Origin of the sequence: Streptomyces megasporus (genome assembly GCF_000718985.1) — a bacterium.
In the GTDB taxonomy this organism is placed as follows: domain Bacteria; phylum Actinomycetota; class Actinomycetes; order Streptomycetales; family Streptomycetaceae; genus Streptomyces; species Streptomyces megasporus.
On the sequence record NZ_JODL01000016.1, the window covers coordinates 244,441 to 265,087 of the forward strand.

18 protein-coding genes are annotated in these 20,647 nt (G+C 72.5%); 5 read left to right on the forward strand and 13 right to left on the reverse strand.

Translation table 11 applies throughout. From position 1 onward, the window contains the following. Window positions 1-10 precede the first annotated feature (10 nt). Genes IF47_RS0115950 through IF47_RS0115980 form a run of 7 tightly spaced genes read right to left on the reverse strand, consistent with a single transcriptional unit; the run spans window position 11 to window position 9,423 of the window. A complete protein-coding gene (locus IF47_RS0115950; protein WP_031509457.1) occupies window positions 11-973 on the reverse strand; it encodes a phosphotransferase in 963 nt (320 codons plus the stop codon). Continuing rightward, window positions 970-2,199 (reverse strand): MFS transporter, encoded by a 1,230-nt coding sequence (locus tag IF47_RS29515; protein WP_157839983.1) that lies wholly within the window; start codon window positions 2,197-2,199, stop codon window positions 970-972. Before IF47_RS29515 ends, IF47_RS0115950 begins: the two co-directional genes overlap by 4 nt. Beyond that, window positions 2,196-3,587 carry an ATP-grasp domain-containing protein gene (locus IF47_RS30740; RefSeq protein WP_031509459.1) on the reverse strand — a complete coding sequence of 464 codons (1,392 nt, stop codon included), beginning with the start codon at window positions 3,585-3,587 and terminating at the stop codon, window positions 2,196-2,198. The genes IF47_RS29515 and IF47_RS30740 overlap by 4 nt, the downstream gene beginning before the upstream one ends. Next, window positions 3,584-6,007, reverse strand: a complete 2,424-nt coding sequence (locus IF47_RS0115965) for a hypothetical protein (RefSeq protein WP_031509460.1) — start codon at window positions 6,005-6,007, stop codon at window positions 3,584-3,586. The genes IF47_RS30740 and IF47_RS0115965 overlap by 4 nt, the downstream gene beginning before the upstream one ends. Beyond that, a complete protein-coding gene (locus tag IF47_RS0115970) occupies window positions 6,004-7,419 on the reverse strand; it encodes a pyridoxal phosphate-dependent aminotransferase (RefSeq protein ID WP_031509461.1) in 1,416 nt (471 codons plus the stop codon). The genes IF47_RS0115965 and IF47_RS0115970 overlap by 4 nt, the downstream gene beginning before the upstream one ends. 1 nt (window position 7,420) lies before the next feature. Then, on the reverse strand, window positions 7,421-8,182 hold the full coding sequence (locus IF47_RS0115975; protein WP_031509462.1) for a class I SAM-dependent methyltransferase: 762 nt from the start codon (window positions 8,180-8,182) through the stop codon (window positions 7,421-7,423). Between the two features lie 47 nt (window positions 8,183-8,229). Further along, window positions 8,230-9,423: an ATP-grasp domain-containing protein gene (locus tag IF47_RS0115980; protein WP_078591865.1), complete on the reverse strand. Its 1,194-nt coding sequence runs from the start codon at window positions 9,421-9,423 to the stop codon at window positions 8,230-8,232. A gap of 369 nt (window positions 9,424-9,792) precedes the next feature. On the opposite strand from IF47_RS0115980, the gene IF47_RS0115985 reads away from it, so the two are divergent. The 3 genes from IF47_RS0115985 (at window position 9,793) to IF47_RS0115995 (ending at window position 13,275) form a co-directional block, all read left to right on the forward strand. Further along, window positions 9,793-11,073, forward strand: coding sequence for a Cmx/CmrA family chloramphenicol efflux MFS transporter (locus tag IF47_RS0115985; RefSeq protein ID WP_051717768.1), 1,281 nt, complete (start codon window positions 9,793-9,795; stop codon window positions 11,071-11,073). Window positions 11,074-11,215: 142 nt separating this feature from the next. After that, complete coding sequence (locus IF47_RS0115990) at window positions 11,216-12,016, forward strand: alpha/beta fold hydrolase (RefSeq protein ID WP_031509465.1); 801 nt, start codon at window positions 11,216-11,218, stop codon at window positions 12,014-12,016. Continuing rightward, entirely contained in the window at window positions 12,013-13,275 is a 1,263-nt protein-coding gene (locus IF47_RS0115995; RefSeq protein WP_031509466.1) for a SpoIIE family protein phosphatase, read from the forward strand. Before IF47_RS0115990 ends, IF47_RS0115995 begins: the two co-directional genes overlap by 4 nt. Before the next feature lie 44 nt (window positions 13,276-13,319). Here the strand turns inward: IF47_RS0115995 and IF47_RS0116000 are convergent, their stop codons facing one another. Both IF47_RS0116000 and IF47_RS0116005 read right to left on the reverse strand, forming a co-directional pair. Next, window positions 13,320-13,613, reverse strand: a complete 294-nt coding sequence (locus IF47_RS0116000) for a DUF4031 domain-containing protein (RefSeq protein ID WP_031509467.1) — start codon at window positions 13,611-13,613, stop codon at window positions 13,320-13,322. Between the two features lie 3 nt (window positions 13,614-13,616). Further along, window positions 13,617-13,991, reverse strand: a complete 375-nt coding sequence (locus tag IF47_RS0116005; protein WP_031509468.1) for a hypothetical protein — start codon at window positions 13,989-13,991, stop codon at window positions 13,617-13,619. Window positions 13,992-14,152: 161 nt separating this feature from the next. Between IF47_RS0116005 and IF47_RS0116010 the strand changes: the two genes are divergently transcribed. After that, window positions 14,153-15,100 carry a MurR/RpiR family transcriptional regulator gene (locus tag IF47_RS0116010; protein ID WP_425423597.1) on the forward strand — a complete coding sequence of 316 codons (948 nt, stop codon included), beginning with the start codon at window positions 14,153-14,155 and terminating at the stop codon, window positions 15,098-15,100. 108 nt (window positions 15,101-15,208) lie between these two features. After that, the gene (murQ, locus tag IF47_RS0116015) at window positions 15,209-16,165 is read left to right on the forward strand and encodes an N-acetylmuramic acid 6-phosphate etherase (RefSeq protein ID WP_031509470.1); all 957 of its coding nucleotides are present in this window, start codon (window positions 15,209-15,211) and stop codon (window positions 16,163-16,165) included. A 180-nt stretch (window positions 16,166-16,345) separates the two neighbouring features. Here murQ and groL read toward each other — a convergent pair whose 3' ends face one another. The 4 genes from groL to thrC form a co-directional block, all read right to left on the reverse strand. Beyond that, a complete protein-coding gene (groL, locus tag IF47_RS0116020) occupies window positions 16,346-17,974 on the reverse strand; it encodes a chaperonin GroEL (RefSeq protein WP_031509471.1) in 1,629 nt (542 codons plus the stop codon). A 408-nt stretch (window positions 17,975-18,382) separates the two neighbouring features. Continuing rightward, window positions 18,383-18,586 (reverse strand): cold-shock protein, encoded by a 204-nt coding sequence (locus IF47_RS0116025; protein ID WP_004986573.1) that lies wholly within the window; start codon window positions 18,584-18,586, stop codon window positions 18,383-18,385. Window positions 18,587-19,085: 499 nt separating this feature from the next. Then, window positions 19,086-19,364 carry a MoaD/ThiS family protein gene (locus tag IF47_RS0116030; RefSeq protein ID WP_031509472.1) on the reverse strand — a complete coding sequence of 93 codons (279 nt, stop codon included), beginning with the start codon at window positions 19,362-19,364 and terminating at the stop codon, window positions 19,086-19,088. After that, entirely contained in the window at window positions 19,361-20,641 is a 1,281-nt protein-coding gene (gene thrC / locus IF47_RS0116035; RefSeq protein ID WP_031509473.1) for a threonine synthase, read from the reverse strand. The genes IF47_RS0116030 and thrC overlap by 4 nt, the downstream gene beginning before the upstream one ends. Window positions 20,642-20,647 lie beyond the last annotated feature (6 nt).

Consider the following 20,647-nt stretch of genomic DNA (forward strand, 5'->3'; position numbering starts at 1 on the left):
GGCGGGAGGCTCAGACCGCGGCGGCGCGGACCATCTCCCGGCCGAGAGCCCGCAGGTACCGGGTCTCGTGGCTGCGGTTGCCCTTCAACGACCACTCGCGTTCCGCGCCGAGCAGTTCCATGGCGGCGGTGGCGAAGACGTAACCGGGCAGGGCGTCGAGCTCGGCGCCGGTGAGCGGGGCGTGCTTCCGGTAGAGGCTGGTCAGCAGGTCGACGCGCTCCGGGAGCGTGCGGGGGTCCTTGTGCATCAGGTTGACGGCGGCCATGGCCAGGTCGTGGATCCGCGCGTAGCGGTTGGAGACGGCGAAGTCGAGGATGGCCAACTCCCCCGAGCGGGTGCGCATCACGTTCGCCTTGGTCAGGTCACCGTGCGAGAAGGCCTGCGGGAGCCGGTCCGCCCGCAGCGCGCGGAAGGCGTCGACGGCGGCCGTCACCAGGGCGCGGTCCTCCGCCTCCAGCAGCGGGACCATCTCGGCGGCGAGGGTCTCGATCCTGGGGACCGCCCACCAGTCGTGGACGTGTTCCGGGGCGAAGTCCAGGGAGTGCACGCGGTGCAGTTGTCCGACGATCTCCTCGATCTCGAGGTCGCTCGGGTGTTCGTCGGCTTCCAGGAAGGTGGTCCCGTCCACCCTGTCCATCACCATCAGCCGGTTCCCGGAGGGCTCGTGGTGGAGCAGCGGCGAGCCGTCCGCGTGGTACACCCCGGGGTGGGCCACCCCGGCCTCCAGCACCCGCCGGACCACCTCGACGTAGCGCGCGCACATGGCCGGGGTGCGGGCGGAGTTGAAGACCTTGACGACATAGCCGCCGTTCTCGGTGTCGACCATGATGTTGCAGTCGTCGTAGCCGACGTCCGAGACGCGGGTGGCGACCACGGTCCCCAGGGAGCACACGCGGGCGGCCCAGCGCACCAGGTCGTCCACGAGCCGGGGCGCGTGGATGCGCCGCAGCGGGTCGGGCGGGTTGTCGATCACGGCGTCGTCCCCCGTTCCCGGAGGAAGACCACCAGCAGCCCGGCGGCGGCGACGGTCACCAGCGCGCCGGCCACGTGGAAGGGCGCGGTGAGGGTCAGGGCGTCGGCGATCGCTCCACCGGCCAGCGCGCCGACCATGCCGCTGCCGTACAGCACGATGCGGTGCGTGCCGGTGACCCGGCCCAGGACCTCCCGCGGGGCTTCCCGCTGGCGGGTGGAGAGCGCCACCACGTTCCACAGGGCGAAGCCGCCGCTGCTCACCGCGAGCATCGCGGCCGCCACGTACGGGCTGTCGCTCAGCGCGATGACGACGGCGGGCAGTCCGGACAGCAGGGTTCCGGTGACGAGCACGGTGTGCGGCGCGAAGCGCTCCGCGAGCCGTTCGGCTCCGAGGGCTCCGGCGGTGCCGCCGACCGCTCCGGCCGCCAGCAGCAGACCGAAGCCGGCCTCCGGCAGTCCCAGGACGTCCCCGCTGTACACCACCAGGACCGACCACCACGCGGAGTCGGCGAAGCAGATCGCCGCTCCGGAGCAGGTCACCGCCGCCAGCCGCGGGTTGCCCAGCAGCCAGCGCACCCCTCCCAGCAGCTCGGTCCGCAGCGGCGGGCGCTTGCCGTCCGGCCGCTCCACCGCCACGGTGGAGGCCGCCTTGGGCAGTGTCAGCACCAGGACGGCGGCGATGAGCAGCGCCGTCGCGTCCACCGCCACCGGCACGGACATGGCCGCGGCGAAGAGCAGCGCCCCGAGCAGCGGACCGATGAACTCGTTGCCGACGATCTCGGTGCCGATCAGCCGTCCGTTGGCGCGTTCCAGCTGCGCCTCGGTCACCAGCCTCGGCAGGATGCTGTGCGAGGCCGTGTCCCGGAAGGTCTCCGCCACCCCGATCACGAAGGCCGTCCCGGCCAGCAGCGGGATCGTCACGGCGTCCAGGAGGAGCACCACCAGCAGGGCGGAGAGCATCACCACGCGCAGCGCGTCCGCCGCCGCGACCACCCGGGCGGGCGGGTAGCGGTCGGCGACCAGCCCCGCGCCGAGCCCGAACACCAGCCAGGCGCCCTGCTGGCAGGCGGTGATCAGGGCCACCCCGAAGGCGTTGTCGGAGACGGAGGCCGCGATGAGGGGCAGCGCGGCGGCACGGATGCCGTCCGCGACGTTGACGGCGGCGGCCGAGGTCCAGAACCTCCAGAACGGGGCCCCGAGCCGCCTCGCCGCGAGGGTGTCGGTCACCACCGCCGCCCTCCGTCCTGCCCGGTCCGGCCGGCCGCCCGCGGCCCGTCCGGGTACCTGACGCTCCCCCACTGGCCGCCGTTGTGGTGGTGGATGATCGTGGGGACCGAGCGCGGGCAGACCTTCGACCAGGCGCCGGCGGGCTCGCCGTCCACCACGAAGAAGCCGATGCTCACCTGCGTGGCGGGAAAGGAGAGCGCGTCCCGGGCGTCGTTCAGGTGGGGGAAGGGCACCGTCCCCGGGGGGATCAGCCGCTGCAGCACGTGGGGGGCGTCGAGGTTCTCGGCGGCCGCGCGCAGCGCCGACCGGAACTCCCCCTCGTCCATGTCCGCTCCCAGCCGCACCCCCTGGCTCAGGCTGCCGATCGACGGCTTCAGCACCAGGTCGGTGTGCGCGCCGAAGGCGGCCTCGCCGTCGGCGAGCGCCTCCGGGGTCAGCAGCCACGTCTCCGGGATGCGGCGGCGCACCAGTTCGGCGGCGGCGGGCGACAGCAGTCCGCGCCGGGCGGCCTGGTGCAACAGGCCGAACGTGACCTTCTGGGCCTGCCACTCGGCGCGGAAGCCGGTGGTGAGCACGACGGCTCCGTCGACCGCGGCGTCCAGGACGGGCCGGGCGGAGTCGGGGTCCTGCGGCATGTCCTCCAGCAGGAACTCGCGGTGCACCACGTCGACGGGCCTGCCGCGCAGCCGCAGCCGGCCGTGTTCGTAGCGCAGTTCGCGGTGGTGGCAGACGACCGTCTCGAAACCGCGGGCCGCGAACAGCTCCGCCATCCGCACGTGGTCCCGCAGGTAGGCGACGTCGTAGCCCTCCCAGTCCACCACGGCGAGCACCGGCCGGCCGTCGCCGCCGGCCAGCTTCTCGCACCTGCGGTGCACCGCCCGGGCGAGGAGGTCCATCGGGGTGCGGGCCCGGCAGCCGCCCGCGGCGAGGAGGTCGCGCAGTGGCCGGCGGGAGAAGCACGCGTCGTAGTCCTCCACCAGCAGTCCGCCCAGCCCCGCGCAGATGTTGATTTCGTTCGCCTGCCAGCCGTCCGAGCCGAGCAGGAAGTCGGAGCGGGAGAGCTCCACCTCGTGCGGGATCTCGGCCCGGACGAAGGGGCGCAGCGGGGCCGGGGTGCGGAGCTCCTCCAGCGCCGTGTCGATGTCGCCGTACAGCGCCACGGCCGGGTCGCTGCGCACCGCGGCGGTCAGCTCGCGGGACGCCTCGCCCAGCAGCTCGACCTCCTCGCGGTCCAGCAGGACCGGCACGGACGCCAGCGGTATCCACTCGTCCGGGCGCGGCTGCATGGCCGCCGCCGCCCGCAGTTCCCGTTGCGCCTCGGCCAACGCGGCCACCGCGGCGTCCTCGTCGGCGCGCAGCCGACTGTTGAGCTCGTCCAGGAGCCTCATACGGCAGTTCCCCCTGTCGCCGCCGTACCGCGCGCCACCAGGGTCCGGATCTCCGAGACCAGCGTTCCGCTCGGTGTCCGGAGCCACAGCGCCTCGGGGTGCGGCAGCATCTCGGTGAAGGTGACGGCGCGCGCCGTGCGCAGCGCGTGCGACAGGTTGGCCACGGACAGCGCGGACTCGAAGTCCAGCCACATGGGCTTGGGTTCGGCGTCCGTGAGGAAGAAGACGTGGCGCGGCATCCCGAGCCGTCGTCTCCAGTGGTGCACCTCCCGCCAGTGCCGCCCGGTGGCCCCCCGGGCGGGCAGCACGGGCACCGAGGCGAGCGGCGGGTCCCACCGGCGCCGCTGGAGCACCACCCCGTCGACGACGATCCTGGGGGTGTGCTCGCCCAGGCGCACCGCGGGCAGTTCCAGGGCGGGAAGGGCGCAGTGGGCCAGCCCTCCGGGGTCGACACCGTTGTCGTCGTAGTCGGGGAACAGCCAGTAGTCCTCGCCGCGTTCGGGGCTGTGCAGCCCGACGAAGCCGTTCTCCCACTCCCGCACGACCAGTTCGTCCACCGCGACGGGGCCGGCCCCCGGCCCCTGTTCCATCCGCTCAAGGCAGAGCAGGTGGTGCCCCAGCGGCGAGGAGTCCGTGCCCTTCTGGTCGCGCCTGATCTGCTGGATCATCGGTTTGGCGGGGGCGAGCGTGGCCTCGAGCAGTTTCCCGAGCCGGTCCAGCCGCCACGCCTCGTCGGAGAAGAGCGCGCGCCACGGCTGGGCCAGCGGCGGCCAGATGTGGTGCAGCTCGCTGAGCACGATCAGCCCCGGACCGGACGCGGCGGACGCCCCTCCCGTCAGCATCAGGTCGGCCGCGCCGAACAGCGGCCACGCCTCCAGGTCCGTGCGCAGCAGGCCCGCCTCCTCCAGGTCGGCGCGGGACAGTTCCACGCACTCCGCCGCGGCCGGCAGCAGCCGGACGAACGCCTCCGGCATCCGCTCCGCGGCGGAGGGGGGCAGCGTCAGGCGGCGCACCTCGGCGGCGGGCAGCGTGTCCGTGCCCGGCCGCAGCAGCTCCTTGATCCGGCGCTGCCCGGACAGGCGCTGCGTGACGGCGCGGGAGGCCAGCAGGTCCAGCACCGTGCCGAGCCGCTCGCACAGCGCGCGCAGCCCCTCCGGTCCCACGGTGGCGCCCTCGATGTTGCCGGACGCCTCCTCGGACAGCACGAACCGGTCGGCGTAGAAACGGCCCCGGCCGCGCCAGGCCGGGCGGCCCGTGCACGCGGTGAAGTCCGCCGCGATCCCGTCGAGCTCCTCGGCCCGCCGGTGGTAGGGCCGTCGCGCGAACCGCTCGATCCTCTCCAGCAGGGCCGGTACCCGGCCGGCCCGCTCGGTGCCGGCCTCCCGCGCCACCCGGGCGACGTCGGAGGCCGGGTCGCCGGTGTAGCCGGGGACGCGGCGGTCCAGGGCGAGCAGCCCGCGGGCGGCGAGTTCGGCGGCGAGGGCCGCCGTCTTCTCGGTGTCCTCGCCGAGGAAGGCGGCGAGTCCGGCGAGGGAGCGCGAACCGTCCGCGGCCGCCAGCAGGGTCGCTTCCGCCTCGGTCGGGGGCGGCGCGGCCGGTCCGTCCCCCAGCAGTCGGCAGGGGCGGAGCAGCCCGGCACCGCCCTCCTCCACGATCGCGTCGATCAGGGCCTGGGCCGCCCAGTGGCTCAGGAAGACGCGCCGGCGGGCCGCCCTGCCGTCTCCGAGGCCGGTGTAGCGGACCGGGCCGAGCAGCGGGTCGTCGTACGTGATCGCGGTTCCGCCGTTCGGGGACGGGTCCGCCTCCCGGCCCTCCCCCAGGAGGAAGAGGTTGACCGGGCCGCCGTGGCCGCCGCTCTCGGCCTTGCCGCACAGGCGCTGCAGGTACCGGTAGGCCACCCGCTGGTTGGCGAAGCGCAGGGAACCGGCCGTCGCCTCCCGCACCAGGGTGTCGTGCGCGCCCCGGCTGTTCATCAGGACGGCTTCGGCGAAGGCCTCGTCGGTCACGTGCCGCGCCAGCGCCGCGTGCTCCTCCGCCAGCGCCGTCCGCCATGCCGTCTCGAAGGCGGCCGACAGGTGCTCGTGGCGCTCGACCGCGGTGTTCCAGCCGTCCCGCACGGAGCCGCTCAGGATCCCCTCGGCGGCGTGCGGCAGCGTGCGCGCCCGGTCCAGCGCGCGGTTGACGGCCTTGACGGCCGATGGCGGCGGGGGCGGCTCCGCCGCGCGCGCCGCACGCAGCTCGGTGACGGCCAGGCGCCGCGCGGTGACCAACTCGTGGTGGGCGGCGGTCAGTTCGGCGTCCACCGCGGCCAGGCGCGGGGAGGCGAGGCCGGACAGCCACCGGGACGGCAGGCCCGCCGAGCGGAGTATGCCCACCCCGAAGACCGTCCAGGGGGGCGTCCCCGCGGTGCGTCCGGTCATCGGCCCAGCTCCTCGACGGCCCGCCGCAGCCTTCGGAGCCCGGCGGACCACGTGGGGGTCGGCAGCGCGAACGACAGTCGCATCCGGTACGGGCCCCGCCGTCTCCACCACGGTTCGTCCCGGCCGAACGCGGGCGCCGGAAGGGTCTGGAGGCCGAACTCCCGGAAGATGCGGTGGCAGGTGTCCAGGTACCCGTGTCCGGCGAGCGCCGGAATGTCGACGAAGGTGTTGAAGTCGCCGCGCCAGTCGGGGAAGCCGGTCACCAGGTCGTCCGCCTCGGCGCGCAGCATGTCGATGTTGTCGGACAGGGTGGAGCGCAGGTCCGTCCGCCACTGCTTCAGCCGTTCGACCACGTCCTCGTCCTCCAACGCCTTCGACACGGCGGTGGTGACCTCGTCGATTCCGGGGATCGCGCGCCGGTATCCGGAGAGCGAGTCGGCCAGCAGTTCGCGGGCCCGCGACAGGGCGTCCGCCGGGCATCGTCCTTCGGACGCCTCCACCGCGATCATGACCATCCGGTCGAAGAGGAGGGCGGGCGCGGCGATGCCCGGCGACGAGGGCGCGGCGAGTTCGTTGATCCGCGCCAGTTCCCCGACCAGCGGGGCGTCGGCGATGAGCCAGCCGATCCGGAAGCCCGGCACGGCGCGGCTCTTGGAGAGGCTGCTGACCGTCACCAGACCCGGGAGGTGGCCCTCCTCGGCGGCGATGCCCGGCAGGTACGGCAGGTCGCCGGAGGCGGAGACGTCGGAGGAGACCGTGTCGTGCAGCAGGTGCACGTCGTGGTCGCGCGCCCACCGCACGAGGGAGCGGAGTTCGTCCTCCTCGTAGCGCTCACCGGTGGGGTTGTTGAACGTGTTGACGTACACCACGGTCGTTTCGGGGGTGGCGGCCTCGATCAGCTCGGCCACCGTGGGCAGCCAGCGTCCCGGCGTGCCGGACGCCACCTCCTCGACGGTGAACCCGGCATCGGTCAGGGCCGCTCCGGCGAGCGGGAACGTCGGCACGGGCACCAGCGCGGCGGGGCGGTCCGACACCCGCAGCCCCCACTGGTGCAGGCCGCGGGAGGCGAGGGCGAGCGCCGCGCTCGCGCCGGCGGTCACGACGACCTGGGACGGGTCGAGACGGACGCCTCCCCCACCCCGTACGGTCTCGTGGGCCGCGATGGCCGCGCGTCCCACCAGATGCCCCTCGGGGCCGTCGTAGTCGTGCCAGAACAAGGGGTCGCGGGCGCAGCCGACGACGGTGTCCACCAGTACGGACGGCGGTCTGAGGGCGTTGATGCCCGAGGACAGGTTGACGATGTCGGTGCCGGGCCGGCGCCGCGCGAACGCCTCCTGCTCCGCGAGGGAGTAGTTGACCCCGTCCACGTCCAGCATGAAGTTCCACGGCGCGAAGGGAACGACGGTGCCCATCTCAGTCACCGTCCGGCACGTGGTAGACGGAGACGTGGTCGGGGCTGCCGGCGGTCAGGGGCGTCCGCTGCCAGGAGGCGTACCGGTGTTCCAGCCGCAGCCCGGACAGCCGGGCCATCAGGTCGAGTTCGCTCGGCCAGGCGTAGCGCAGCTTGGACGGCCGGAACTCGGTGCGCTCCGGCCGCACGATCAGGTACTGGTTGACGAGCGTCTGCCGGACGGGGTCGTGCAACGTCACGTCCAGGTCGACGAGGTCCTTTTGGAGGTCGTAGACCCGGATTCTCTGGTTTCCGGTGAAGGAGGCCGGATCGGGCACCAGCGCCTGGACGACGAATTTCCCTCCCGGTGCGAGATGCCGACGGGCATTGGCGAACGCCCGGATTTGCGCCTCCTGGGTGAGCGCCAGAAAGAGCGTGTTGTAGGCGGCGAAGACGACGTCGAAATCGGAATGCCCCGCGTCCACGGATTCCATGGTGTCGTGGATGAGTCGGATTCTGCCCCGGGTGTCCGCCGCGGCGCATTTCTCCAACATGGCCGGGGAACTGTCCACTCCGGTCACCTCGCACCCCAGGTCGGCGAGTGGGAGCGCAATGCGTCCCGTGCCGATTCCGAATTCCAGGATTCGGGGTCTTCTCCGTGAGCCGGAGCAGCCGGTCTCGTACAGGAAACGTGCCGCTTCCTCGGCGTCGGGCGGGCACTGGCCCGGCTCGTCGTAGATGTCGGCGATCGCGTCCCCGTAGGTCGCCGAGGTGTAACCGTCCATCGGTGGGAGGGCTCCTCGCAGGTCGGTGGCCGGGCGTCCGGAAGGGTTCACGGAGCGAAGCGGGGTCTCAGCCGGGGAGCCGTGGCGCGGGCCCGGTCGGAGGCCTCCCGCCAGTCGGTCCCCTCGCAGATCACCCAGCACAGCCGGTGCCCCACGTGTTCGGGCCTCGCGGGAAGGGACGTGCCCGGCCCCGCGGCGAACCCCATGCCCGTGAGGGAGGGCTCCTCCAGCACCTCGGGGATCCCGTCGATCCCCGCCAGGATCCCGCCGCGCTCGGGGACCGTCCACGACATGGCCTCGGCGCCCCGCCATTCGGGGTTCCACCTCGGGCTTCGGCCCAGCGCCAGGTCGTAGACCACGTGGTAGGGGTTGCAGCCGCTGCGGCGTTGGATCATGTCCATCAGGCGGTCCCCCGCGGTGCGGGCGTTGACCTCGACGATCACCGGGCCGCGCGCGGTCATGAAGACCTCGACGTGGATCGCCGTCTCGTCGACCCCCAGGGCCAGGGCGGCGTCGATCGCGGTCGCCGTGATCCGCTCCGCGTCCGGCCCCCGGTAGGGCAGGGCGTGACCGATCACGATCGGGTTCGGCCCGGGCAGCGTGGTCTTCTCGGTGACGCAGACGGCGGTGACGCGGCCCTCGTGGACGAAGCCCTCGATGCTGTACTCGGGACCGCTGATCTGCTCCTCGACGAGGAGCGGTACGGAGAGGTCCAGCCGCGTCGCCTGGACGGCCTGGTACGCGGCGGCCAACTCCTCCTCTCGCGCGACCTTGACCTTGCCGATGGCTCCGGCCTGGTCGGCCGTCTTCAGGATCACCGGGTACCCCAGCTCGGCGGCCGCGGCCACCACCTCGTCGTGGGTGTCGCAGGTCCGCCAGCGGGGACAGGGCAGGCCGGCCTCGGTCAGGGCCTGTCGTTGTGCCACCTTGTTGATGGCCAGGTGCGCGGCGCGCGGCGACATGAACCGACAGCCGTTCTTCTCCGCGAAGGCCGCGGTCGGCTCCATGAGTTCGTCGTAGAAGGTGAGCACGCCGTCGGGGCGCTCGGGGAGCCGGTCGAAGGCTCTGCGCAACTCGTCCCGGTCGAACAAGTCGTGGACCGGTATCTGAATGTGCGCCAGTTGCAGCATGGGCGCGGTGGCAAAATCAATAATGGCCAGCCGTAAGCCGCTCTCAAGTGCCGTGCGGACGGCTAACTCACGATTCTCGACCACGCCAACGAACAGCAGAGTACCACTCATGCTTCTTGTCCTCTTGAGACAACAACAGCACCGGGCGGCCGGACTGTTGTCGGCTCGCCCTGCGTTCACGACGGCAGAACAAAGGTGGTGAGGCGATCGCTTCCAGCGATTGTAGACAATCGCTTCTCACCGTCGCAAGGGAAACACGAACCGTTTCCCCCTCCCTTTTCCTTATCCCTGTATGCCGCCAATCAAAAAATTTTCTCGCTTTGGTCTTCTGTGCAGCGTTTCGAGCGGCTCGTCACGGTTGGTCCCCGCGCCCGTCGCCGCCGTCCACGCAACCGCCACCCGTCCCGCCCGGTGCTCCGCGCCTCCTCGACACCACGGGCTGCGGGAATGAAGGCGATCACCGCGGTGTTGGTCCCGGACATGCCACGATCCGACACCCCGCTCCCCCTCGACGGGCGCGCCCCGCGTCCCCGCATGCCCCTGGCCGTGTACGTCCTGGGGCTGTCCGTCTTCGCCCTGGGGACGTCGGAGTTCATGATCTCCGGGCTGCTCCAGCCGCTCGCCCGCGACATGAACGTGTCCATCCCGCAGGCCGGGCTGCTGGTGTCCGCCTTCGCGATCGGGATGGTGGTCGGGGCTCCGGTGCTGGCCGGAGCGACGCTGCGGCTGCCGCGGCGCACCACGCTCGTCACGCTGCTGGCCGTCTTCGGCCTCGGGCAGGTCGCCGGAGCGGTGGCGCCGACGTACGAGGTGCTGTTCGCCTCGCGCGTGGTGAGCGCGCTGGCGTGCGCCGGGTTCTGGGCGGTGGGCGCGGCGGTGGCCGTGTCGCTGGTGCCGCCGGGGCTGAAGGCCCGGGCGATGGCCGTGATGCTCGGCGGGCTGAGCGTCGCCAACGTCCTGGGCGTGCCGGCCGGCGCGCTCCTGGGCCAGCACGCGGGGTGGCGGGCGGCGTTCTGGGCGGTGGCCGCCCTGTCCGCGATCGGTCTGGTCGGCGTGGTCACGCTGGTGCCCCGGACACAGCCGCCCACCGGCGACGACCGGCCCCGGCTCGGCCGGGAGCTGCGGATCTACCGGGACGGCCAGGTGTGGCTGGCCATCACGATCACCGCGCTCAACGCCGCCGCCACCTTCTGCCTCTTCTCCTACCTCTCCCCGCTGCTCACCGACACCGCCGGGCTGGACGAGGGCTGGGTGCCGACCGTCCTGGTGCTGTACGGGGTCGGGGCGCTGATCGGCACGGTGCTCGGCGGCCGGGTCGCCGACGCGCACCTGTTCGGGACGATGTACATCGGCCTCGCCACCACCACCGCGGTCCTGGCCCTGCTGGCGATCACCGCGCACCTGCCCATGGCGGCCGTCGGACTGGCGCCGGCGCTCGGGATCACGTCCTTCTTCACGGCCCCGGCCATCAACGCCCGGATGTTCGACCTCGCGGGCGGCGCGCCCACCCTGGCCGGCGCGACGAACACCTCCGCGTTCAACATCGGCAACACGCTCGGCCCCTGGGTCGGCGGGCTGGTGATCGGCGCGGGCTGGGGGTACAAGGCCGTCTCCTGGACCAGCGCGCTCCTGGCCGTCGCGGCCCTCGGCGCGACGGCGGTCGCCTCGCTGTGGCACCGGCGCACGGCCGCCTCCCGCGTGGTGACCGGTTCGCACCCCGAGCCCGCCGTCCCGGCGGAGACGGGCGGGACGGCGGGCTGACCTCCGGGGTTGCTCCACCGGCGCTTTCCGCACACGACGACCTCACCGGATGGCGTTACCCTCGGTTGACAGTGGCCTCGAAGACCGCCTGCGGTCCGCGACTCGCGGCAGGGCGGGGGCCCGGCCGGAGAGGACGTACGCCGTGGACGTGCGCGTCAGGCACAACATCACGACCACCGGCCGGGAGGACGGGCCGGTGGTGTTGCTCGCGCACGGGTTCGGCTGCGACCAGAACCTGTGGCGCCTGGTGACACCCGCCCTGGCCGAGGAGTTCCGCGTGGTCCTCTTCGACCACGTGGGCTCCGGCCGCTCGGACCCGGCCGCCTGGGACGCCGAGCGCTACTCCTCCCTGGAGGGGTACGCGGACGACGTGCTGGAGATCTGCCGGGACCTGGACCTGCGGGACGTGACGTTCGTGGGCCACTCCGTCAGCTCCATGATCGGCGTGCTGGCGGCACGGCGGGAACCGGAGCGGTTCGCCAAGCTGGTGTTGCTCGTCCCCTCGCCCCGCTACGTCGACGAGGGCGACTACCGGGGCGGGTTCACCCGGGAGGACATCGAGGAGCTGCTGGAGTCGCTGGACAGCAACTACCTGGGCTGGTCGGCGGCGATGGCCCCGGTGATCATGGGGAACCCGGAGCGCCCCGAACTGGGCGAGGAGCTGACCAACAGCTTCTGCCGCACCGACCCGGACATGGCGCGCGTCTTCGCCCGGACCACGTTCCTGTCCGACAACCGGGAGGACCTGGCCGGCGTGAGCGTGCCGACTCTGGTGGTCCGGTGCGTGCCGGACGCGATCGCCCCGCCCGAGGTGGGCGAGTTCGTCCGCGACCGGATTCCCGGGTCCGTCCTGGTCACCCTGGACGCCACCGGGCACTGCCCGCAGCTCAGCGCCCCCGAGGCCACGGTCGAGGCGATCGCGTCCTTCGCGAGGGCCCGGTGACGTCCCGCTCGAACCCCCCTCCGGACCACGGGACGGGCGGGGACGGCGGGAACGGCGAGAACGCGGACACCGTCTCCGAACTGCTGGGCGGCGATGCCCGAGAGCTCTGGGAGAGCGCCGAGGACCTGTACGAGAACGCCCCCTGCGGCTATCTGTCCACCCTCCTGGACGGGACGATCGTCAAGGTCAACACCACGTTGCTGACCTGGCTCGGCCGCACCCGCGAGGAACTGGTCGGTCGCCGGTCCTTCTCCGACCTGCTCACCGTCGGCGGCCGGCTCTACCACGAGACCCACTTCGCCCCGCTGCTGCGGATGCAGGGCCACATCGGCGGGATCGCCCTGGAGATGAGGACCGCGGACGGCGAGCGGCTGCCGGTGCTGGTCACCTCCACCCTCAAGCACTCCCCCGACGGTCGGCCGTTGCTGATCCGCACCACCGTCTTCGACGCCCGCGACCGCCGCTCCTACGAACGCGAGCTGCTCCGCGCCCGACGGGAGGCCGAACGCGAACGCGAGCGCGTCCAGCGCCTGGCCACCACCCTCCAGCGCAGCCTGCTGCCCCCGACCCTGCCCGAGGTGCCGGGCGCCGAGGTCGCCTCGCACTACCACACCGCCTCGGCGGACGAGGTCGGCGGCGACTTCTACGACCTGTTCCCCCTCGCGGACGGCCGGTGGGGGATCTTCCTGGGCGACGTGTCCGGCAAGGGCGCGGGCGCGGCGGCCCTGACCTCCCTCACCCGCTACACCCTGCGCTCCGCGAGCGTCTACGACCCGGACCCGCTCCGGGTGCTGGCCAACCTCAACACCGTCCTCAACCACGAGTACCAGGGCGACGACCCCCGCTACTGCACGGTCGTCTTCGGCGTGCTCACGCCCGACGAACGGGGCTGCTCCCTCACCCTCGCCTCCGGCGGCCACCCCCCGGCCCTGCTGCTGCGCGCCGACGGCACCGCCGATTACGTCCCCACCCCCGGCGGCCGGCTCATCGGCCTGCTGCCCGACGCCCACCCCGTCTCCACCACCGTGCGCCTGGCGCCCGGCGACACCCTGGTGCTCTACACCGACGGGCTGACCGAGGCCCGCACCGACGACGTCGGCGGACGCTACGGGGAGGACGCCCTGCTGGCCTTCGCCGGCGGTCTGGCCCCTGCCGGCGCGTCCGAGGCCGTCGCCGCGATCGCCAAGCTGCTGGAGGGCTTCGGGGAGGGGCTGGACGACGACACCGCCGTCCTGGCCCTGGGCGTCCCACCTGCCTGACGGACCGCACACCAGGACGGCGTCGGGACAGCGCCGGGACGGCGTCAGGACGGGGCGACGACCGCCGCCGCGTCCCGGCGCGGCGGTCTGCGCCGGCGCAGACCCGCCTCCGTCAGCCTCCGCAGCAGCTCCTTGCTGCCCACCTCGACCGCGCCCAGGCGCACCGCCCGCTCGTAGTACGCGCTCGGCACGTCGTAGTGGTCGCGGTCGAAGGCGCGCGGCGGGCAGCCGAGGGCGGCGGCGAACGCGTGCAGCTCCTCGTAGGAGACGTCGCTGACCAGGTGCGACCACATCCTGCCGTGGCCGGGCCAGGTGGGCGGGTCGATGTAGACGGTCATGCGTCAGGCCCGCCCCAGCTCCCCGACCGGAGCCACCTCCGTCGCCGTCCGACCGCACACCCAGTGCGGGTCCGGGCCCAGTTCCGGCTCGACGTCGAGCGCGTGCCGCTCCGGTCCGGGGCACACCGGGCAGGCCGGCCAGCGGCCGTAGCGGTCCAGCAGCGCGTCCTGGACGTCCTGGGCGACCAGACCCGCGAGGAAGGAGACGCCGTCCGGCCACTGCTCGACCCACCACCGGCGGTGGGAGACCGCGTCCTCCACCAGGGAGACGACCTCGGCCTCGGCGATGCCGTCGGCGGTGAGGTCGGCGAGGACGAGGGCCCGCGCGGCGTGGAGGGCCTGTTCGAGGGCGGGAGGGGAGGGCTGCTGCTCTGTCATAACCCCTCCATTGGAACACCCCTCCCTCGGAAACACCCCTCCCCCGGAAACACCCCTCCCCCGGAAACACCTCCCAAGAACCCCCCGGGAACAGAGCCACGTACCGGGCGGGACGGCGCGGAGTCTTGACGGCTCCCGCCTCCGAAAATACCTTCCACCCCGTGGACAAAAGCGTGAAGGAAAGTTTTGCCAACCCGGTGCGCGACCTCGCGCCGGGCCGTCGCCCCGGTCCGCCCGGGCCCGCCGCTCTCGCGGCCAAGGTGCGCACCATGGCGCCTTCGATGACCCGCTCCATGCAGCGCGTCGCCGAGGCCGTCGCCGGCGACCCGGCCGGATGCGCGCGGCTCACCGTCACCGGTCTCGCCGAACGCACCGGCACCAGTGAGGCCACCGTGGTACGGACCTCACGCCTCCTGGGCTACCCCGGCTACCGGGACCTGCGACTGGCCCTGGCCGGGCTCGCCGCGCAGCAGGCGTCCGGCGCCGCGCCCTCGGTCACCGCCGACATCGCCGTGGACGACCCCATCGAGGACGTCATCGCCAAGCTCGCCCACGACGAGCGGCAGACCCTCGCCGACACCGCCGCCGGGCTGGATCCGGGGCAGGTGGAGGCGGCCGTGAACGCGATGGCCGGCGCCCGCCGCATCGACGTCTACGGCGTGGGCGCCTCCGCCCTCGTCGCCCAGGACCTGGTGCAGAAGCTGCTGCGGATCGGGCTGGTCGCCCACGCCCACGCCGACCCGCACCTGGCGGTCACCACCGCCGTCCAGCTCCGCTCCGGCGACGTCGCCATAGCGATAACGCACTCCGGCCGCACGGTGGACGTGCTCGAACCGCTGCGCGTCGCCTTCGACCGCGGCGCCACCACCGTGGCGATCACCGGACGTCCGGACGGCGAGGTGGCCCAGTACGCCGACCACGTCCTGACCACCTCCACCGCGCGCGAGAGCGATCTGCGTCCGGCGGCCATGTCCAGCCGGACCAGTCAACTCCTCGTCGTGGACTGCCTGTTCATCGGCGTGGCGCAGCGCACCTACGAGACGGCCGCCCCCGCGCTGTCGGACTCCTACGAGGCGCTGGCCCACCGCCACTCGCCCCGGCAGCGCTGATCCCGCCGCACGGCACACGCACCATCCGCCACCCCCCACCACGTCCGGGCGCCGGCCGCGCGAGGCCGGCCCCGGCACGACGGAAAGAACGGAAAGAGCCGCATCTCGATGACCTCTCCGACCGCCGACGACGCCTCGCACCACCCGTACGACCGGTTGCGCGCCGAGCTGGAGACGCTCACCACCGAGGCGTTCCGCAGCGACCTGGCCGAGATCGACCGACTGCCCACCCTGGAGATCGCCAGGATCATGAACGGGGAGGACGCCACCGTTCCCGCCGCCGTCGCCACGCAACTGCCGCGCATCGCCGACGCCATCGACGCCACCGCCGCGCGGATGTCGCGCGGCGGCCGGCTGATCTACGCGGGGGCGGGGACGGCCGGACGGCTGGGCGTGCTGGACGCCAGCGAGTGTCCTCCCACCTTCAACACCGACCCCTCCCGGGTCGTCGGCCTGGTCGCGGGCGGCCCGACGGCGCTGGTGCGCGCGGCCGAGGGCGCCGAGGACCGCGGTGACCTCGCCGCCTCGGACCTGGACGGGCTGGGGGTGGGCCCGGACGACGTGGTGGTCGGCGTCTCGGCCTCCGGACGCACCCCGTACGCCGTCGGCGCGGTGGAACACGCGCGCCGGCTGGGGGCGCTGACGATCGGGCTGTCCTGCAACGCGAACTCGCCACTGGCGGCGGCGGCCGAGCACGGCATCGAGGTCGTCGTCGGCCCGGAGCTGCTGACCGGTTCCACCCGGCTCAAGGCGGGCACGGCCCAGAAGCTGGTCCTCAACATGATCTCGACCATCACCATGATCCGGCTGGGCAAGACGTACGGGAACCTGATGGTCGACGTCCGGGCCTCCAACGAGAAGCTCCGGGCCCGCTCCCGCCGCATCGTCTCGCTCGCCACGGGAGCGAGCGACGAGCGGATCGAGTCGGCGCTCGCCGCCACCGACGGCGAGGTGAAGAACGCCATCCTCACCATCCTGGGCGAGGTGGACGGTCCCACCGCCGAGCGTCTGCTGAGCGAGTCGGGAGGGCACCTGCGGGCGGCGCTGGAGGCGGCGCGGCACTGACGTCCCCTTGGGCGTCTCCCCACCCCCGCCCCCTGCCGTGGCCGTGACCCGTGCGCGCCACGGCAGGGGGCGGGAACGCCGAAGGGCGGCACCCCGTACGGGAGTGCCGCCCTTCGTGGTCCGGTCGCGCACCGCTCGCCGCGGCGCGCTCGGCGGGACCGCCGATCCGCTGTGGGCGGATCAGAAGTCCATGCCACCGCCCATGCCGGCAGCGGCGGCGTCGGCACCGGCCGCGGCCTTCTCCGGCTTGTCGGCGATGACGGCCTCGGTGGTGAGGAAGAGCGCCGCGATGGAGGCGGCGTTCTGCAGCGCGGAGCGGGTGACCTTGGCCGGGTCGATGATGCCCTCGGCGATCATGTCCACGTACTCACCGGTCGCGGCGTTCAGACCGTGGCCCGGGGTCAGGTTGCGCACCTTCTCCACGATGACGCCGCCCTCGAGACCGGCGTTGACCGCGATCTGCTTCAGCGGAGCCTCCAGAGCGGCCTTGACGGCGGCGGCACCGGTGGCCTCGTCGCCCTCCAGCTCCAGCTTCTCGAAGACGTTGGACGCCTGCAGCAGGGCCACGCCACCACCGGCGACGATGCCCTCCTCGACGGCGGCCTTCGCGTTGCGGACGGCGTCCTCGATGCGGTGCTTGCGCTCCTTGAGCTCCACCTCGGTGGCGGCACCGGCCTTGATGACGGCCACGCCGCCGGCCAGCTTCGCCAGACGCTCCTGGAGCTTCTCGCGGTCGTAGTCGGAGTCGGAGTTCTCGATCTCGGCGCGGATCTGGTTGACCCGGCCGTTGACCTGCTCGCTGTCACCGGCACCGTCGACGATGGTGGTCTCGTCCTTGGTGATGACGACCTTGCGGGCGCGGCCCAGCAGCTCCAGGCCGGCGTTCTCCAGCTTGAGGCCGACCTCCTCGGAGATGACCTGGCCGCCGGTGAGGATGGCGATGTCGCCCAGCATGGCCTTGCGGCGGTCACCGAAGCCCGGGGCCTTGACGGCGACGGACTTGAAGGTGCCGCGGATCTTGTTGACCACCAGGGTCGACAGGGCCTCGCCCTCGACGTCCTCGGCGATGATCAGCAGCGGCTTGCCGGCCTGCATGACCTTCTCCAGGAGAGGCAGCAGGTCCTTGACCGCGGAGATCTTCTGGTTGGCGATCAGGATGTAGGGGTCCTCCAGGACCGCCTCCATCCGCTCCATGTCGGTGGCGAAGTAGGCGGAGATGTAGCCCTTGTCGAAGCGCATGCCCTCGGTGAGCTCCAGCTCCAGCCCGAAGGTCTGCGACTCCTCGACGGTGATGACGCCTTCCTTGCCGACCTTGTCCATCGCCTCGGCGATCAGCTCGCCGATCTGGGTGTCGGCGGCGGAGATGGAGGCGGTCGAGGCGATCTGCTCCTTGGTCTCGACCTCCTTGGCCTGCTCCAGCAGGGCGGCGGAGACGGCCTCGGTGGCCCGCTCGATGCCGCGCTTGAGGGCCATGGGGTTGGCGCCGGCGGCGACGTTGCGAAGACCCTCGCGGACGAGCGCCTGGGCGAGGACGGTCGCGGTGGTCGTACCGTCACCGGCGACGTCGTCCGTCTTCTTGGCGACCTCCTTGACCAGCTCGGCGCCGATCTTCTCGTAGGCGTCCTCGAGCTCGATCTCCTTGGCGATGGACACACCGTCGTTGGTGATCGTGGGGGCGCCCCACTTCTTCTCAAGGACGACGTTGCGGCCCTTGGGGCCGAGCGTGACCTTGACGGCGTCGGCGAGCTGGTTCATACCGCGCTCGAGGCCGCGCCGCGCCTCCTCGTCGAACGCGATGATCTTGGCCATGTGAAGTGGTCCTCCCAGACTTTGGGGGTCCCCCCTGCCCGGAGGCCGGGGGAGGATTTCTCCGGACCGCTCTGGCGCCCGCGACGGACGGCCCGCACCCCCGGGGTCCCTTGCTCCCCGGGCTTGCGCGCCTCACCGAACCGGTCCTCGTTCTGTCACTCTCACCTTCGGAGTGCTAACGCCAATGATTAGCACTCGACCCCTCTGAGTGCAAGCGCGTCGAGGGCTTCCGCGCCCTGCGCGCCCGCACTTCCGCGGCGCCCGCGCGGCGCGGAGAGGCGCCGCGCGGGCGCCGCGCGACCCGCGCGCGGCGGGGGCCGGGACACGGCGGAGGGCCCGCGTCCCCTGCGGGACGCGGGCCCTCCTGTGCCGTCTACTGCTGCTTGTGGTGCGAGAGTGGCCGGCGCTTCAGGCCGTCACGCGGACCATGTCCGCCTGTGGGCCCTTCTGACCCTGCGAGATCTCGAACTCAACCCGCTGTCCCTCCTCAAGGGTGCGGTAGCCGTCCATCTGGATCGCGCTGTAGTGGACGAACACGTCCGCACCACCGTCGACCGCGATGAAGCCGTACCCCTTCTCCGCGTTGAACCACTTGACGGTGCCTTGAGCCATTCCTAACTCCCCTATTGCTGGCCCTTGCACGAGCCCACACTCCGCGGACCCGGGTCAGATCTCACCCCCCGGCGAGAGGGGGTGTGCGCCGGAACGCGTCGACCGCGGCTGAATGTATCTGGGCGGAAGCCCTCCGCAACAGGTCTGTCAGACGAGAATTCCGGTCACGCCGGATTGCCGATAAGCACATGAACAACAGGAAAGCGGGGCAAGTCGGGCCGGGCATAGCGGACCAACACGACAATTGCCGCAGCAAATTGGGCCGCAAGTTGTCGCGTTCTCATAGGCGCCGAGTGCGCATTCGGGGGGAGGCACGCTCACTCTACCGCTCTCCACAGGGCGGAATTACCAATTCCGCCCCCCACCGGCCCTCCGCCGGCCCTCCGCCGGGGGCAGGCGCCCACCGGGGGGCGCACAGGCCGACGGCCCCGCTCCCGGCCTGGTCGACCGGGGAGCGGGGCCGTCGGCGTGTGCTCGCCGCGCGCTCGTGGGTGAACCGTCAACAGCCGCCCGCGACGGCCGGGATGATCGAGACGTTCGCGCCGTCCGGCGTCGGGGTCCGGAGCCCGTCGGCGAAGCGGACGTCGTCGTCGTCGACGTAGACGTTCACGAAGCGGCGCAGCTTGCCGGAGTCGTCCAGCACGCGGGCGGAGATGCCCTGGTGGTTCTTCTCCAGGTCGGTCAGGACCTCGGCCAGCGTGGCGCCCTCGGCCGTCACCTGTGCCCGGCCCCCGGTGTACGCGCGCAGGATCGTCGGGATACGGACGGAGACACTCATGCCAGGCCAGCCTCTCGGAAGGAGTCCAGGTTCGGACGGATGATCGCGGACGGTCCGGTGGTGGGCGCCACCGCGTCCAGGGTCTTCAGGCCGTCGCCGGTGTTGAGGACGACGGTGGTCAGGGACGGGTCGAGCACGCCGTCCTCGATCAGCTTCTTCGTCACGCCCACGGTCACGCCGCCCGCCGTCTCCGCGAAGACGCCCTCGGTGCGGGCCAGCAGCTTGATCGCCTCGACGATCCGGGCGTCGTCCACGTCCTCCACGGCGCCGCCGGTGCGGCGGGCGATGTCCAGGACGTAGGGACCGTCGGCCGGGTTGCCGATGGCCAGGGACTTGGCGATGGTGTCCGGCCGCACCGGCCGCACCACGTCGTGGCCCTCCTTGAAGGCCCGCGACACCGGTGAGCACCCCTCGGCCTGGGCGCCGAAGATCCGGTACGGCCGGTCCTCGACCAGCCCCAGCTCGATCAGCTCGCGCAGCCCCTTGTCGATCTTGGTGAGCTGGGAGCCGGAGGCGATCGGGACGACGAGCTGGTCCGGCAGCCGCCAGCCGAGCTGCTCGCAGATCTCGTACGCCAGCGTCTTGGAGCCCTCCGCGTAGTACGGGCGGAGGTTGACGTTGACGAAGCCCCAGCCCTCGCCCGCGGGGTCGCCGATCAGCTCGGAGCAGAAGCGGTTCACGTCGTCGTAGGTGCCCTCGATGCCCACCAGATCGCCGCCGTAGACCGCGGCCATCACGACCTTGCCCTGCTCCAGGTCGTGCGGGATGAACACGCAGGAGCGGAGGCCCGCGCGGGCGGCGGCGGCGCCGACGGCGCCGGCCAGGTTGCCCGTGGAGGAGCACGAGAGGGTGGTGAAGCCGAAGGCGCGGGCGGCCTCGACGGCGATGGCGACCACCCGGTCCTTGAAGGAGTGCGTCGGGTTGCCGGAGTCGTCCTTGACGTACAGACCGCCGGTGACGCCCAGCTCGCGGGCGAGGCGGTCGGCCTTCACCAGCCTGGTGAAGCCCGGGTTCATGTTGGGCTTGTCCGCCACGTCGGCGGGCACGGGCAGCAGCGGGGCGTAGCGCCAGATGCTGTTCGGCCCGGCCTCGATCCGCTTCCGCAGGCCCTCCGGGTCGCCCGTGGGCAGGTCGTACGCGATCTCCAGCGGCCCGAAACACATCTCACAGGCGAAGACCGGCCCGAGCGGGAAACGCTCTCCGCACTCGCGACAGGACAGCGCGACGGCGGGACCGAGCGAGATGTCGGTGCTGCTTGCGACGGTTTGCACAGCCATGGGTGG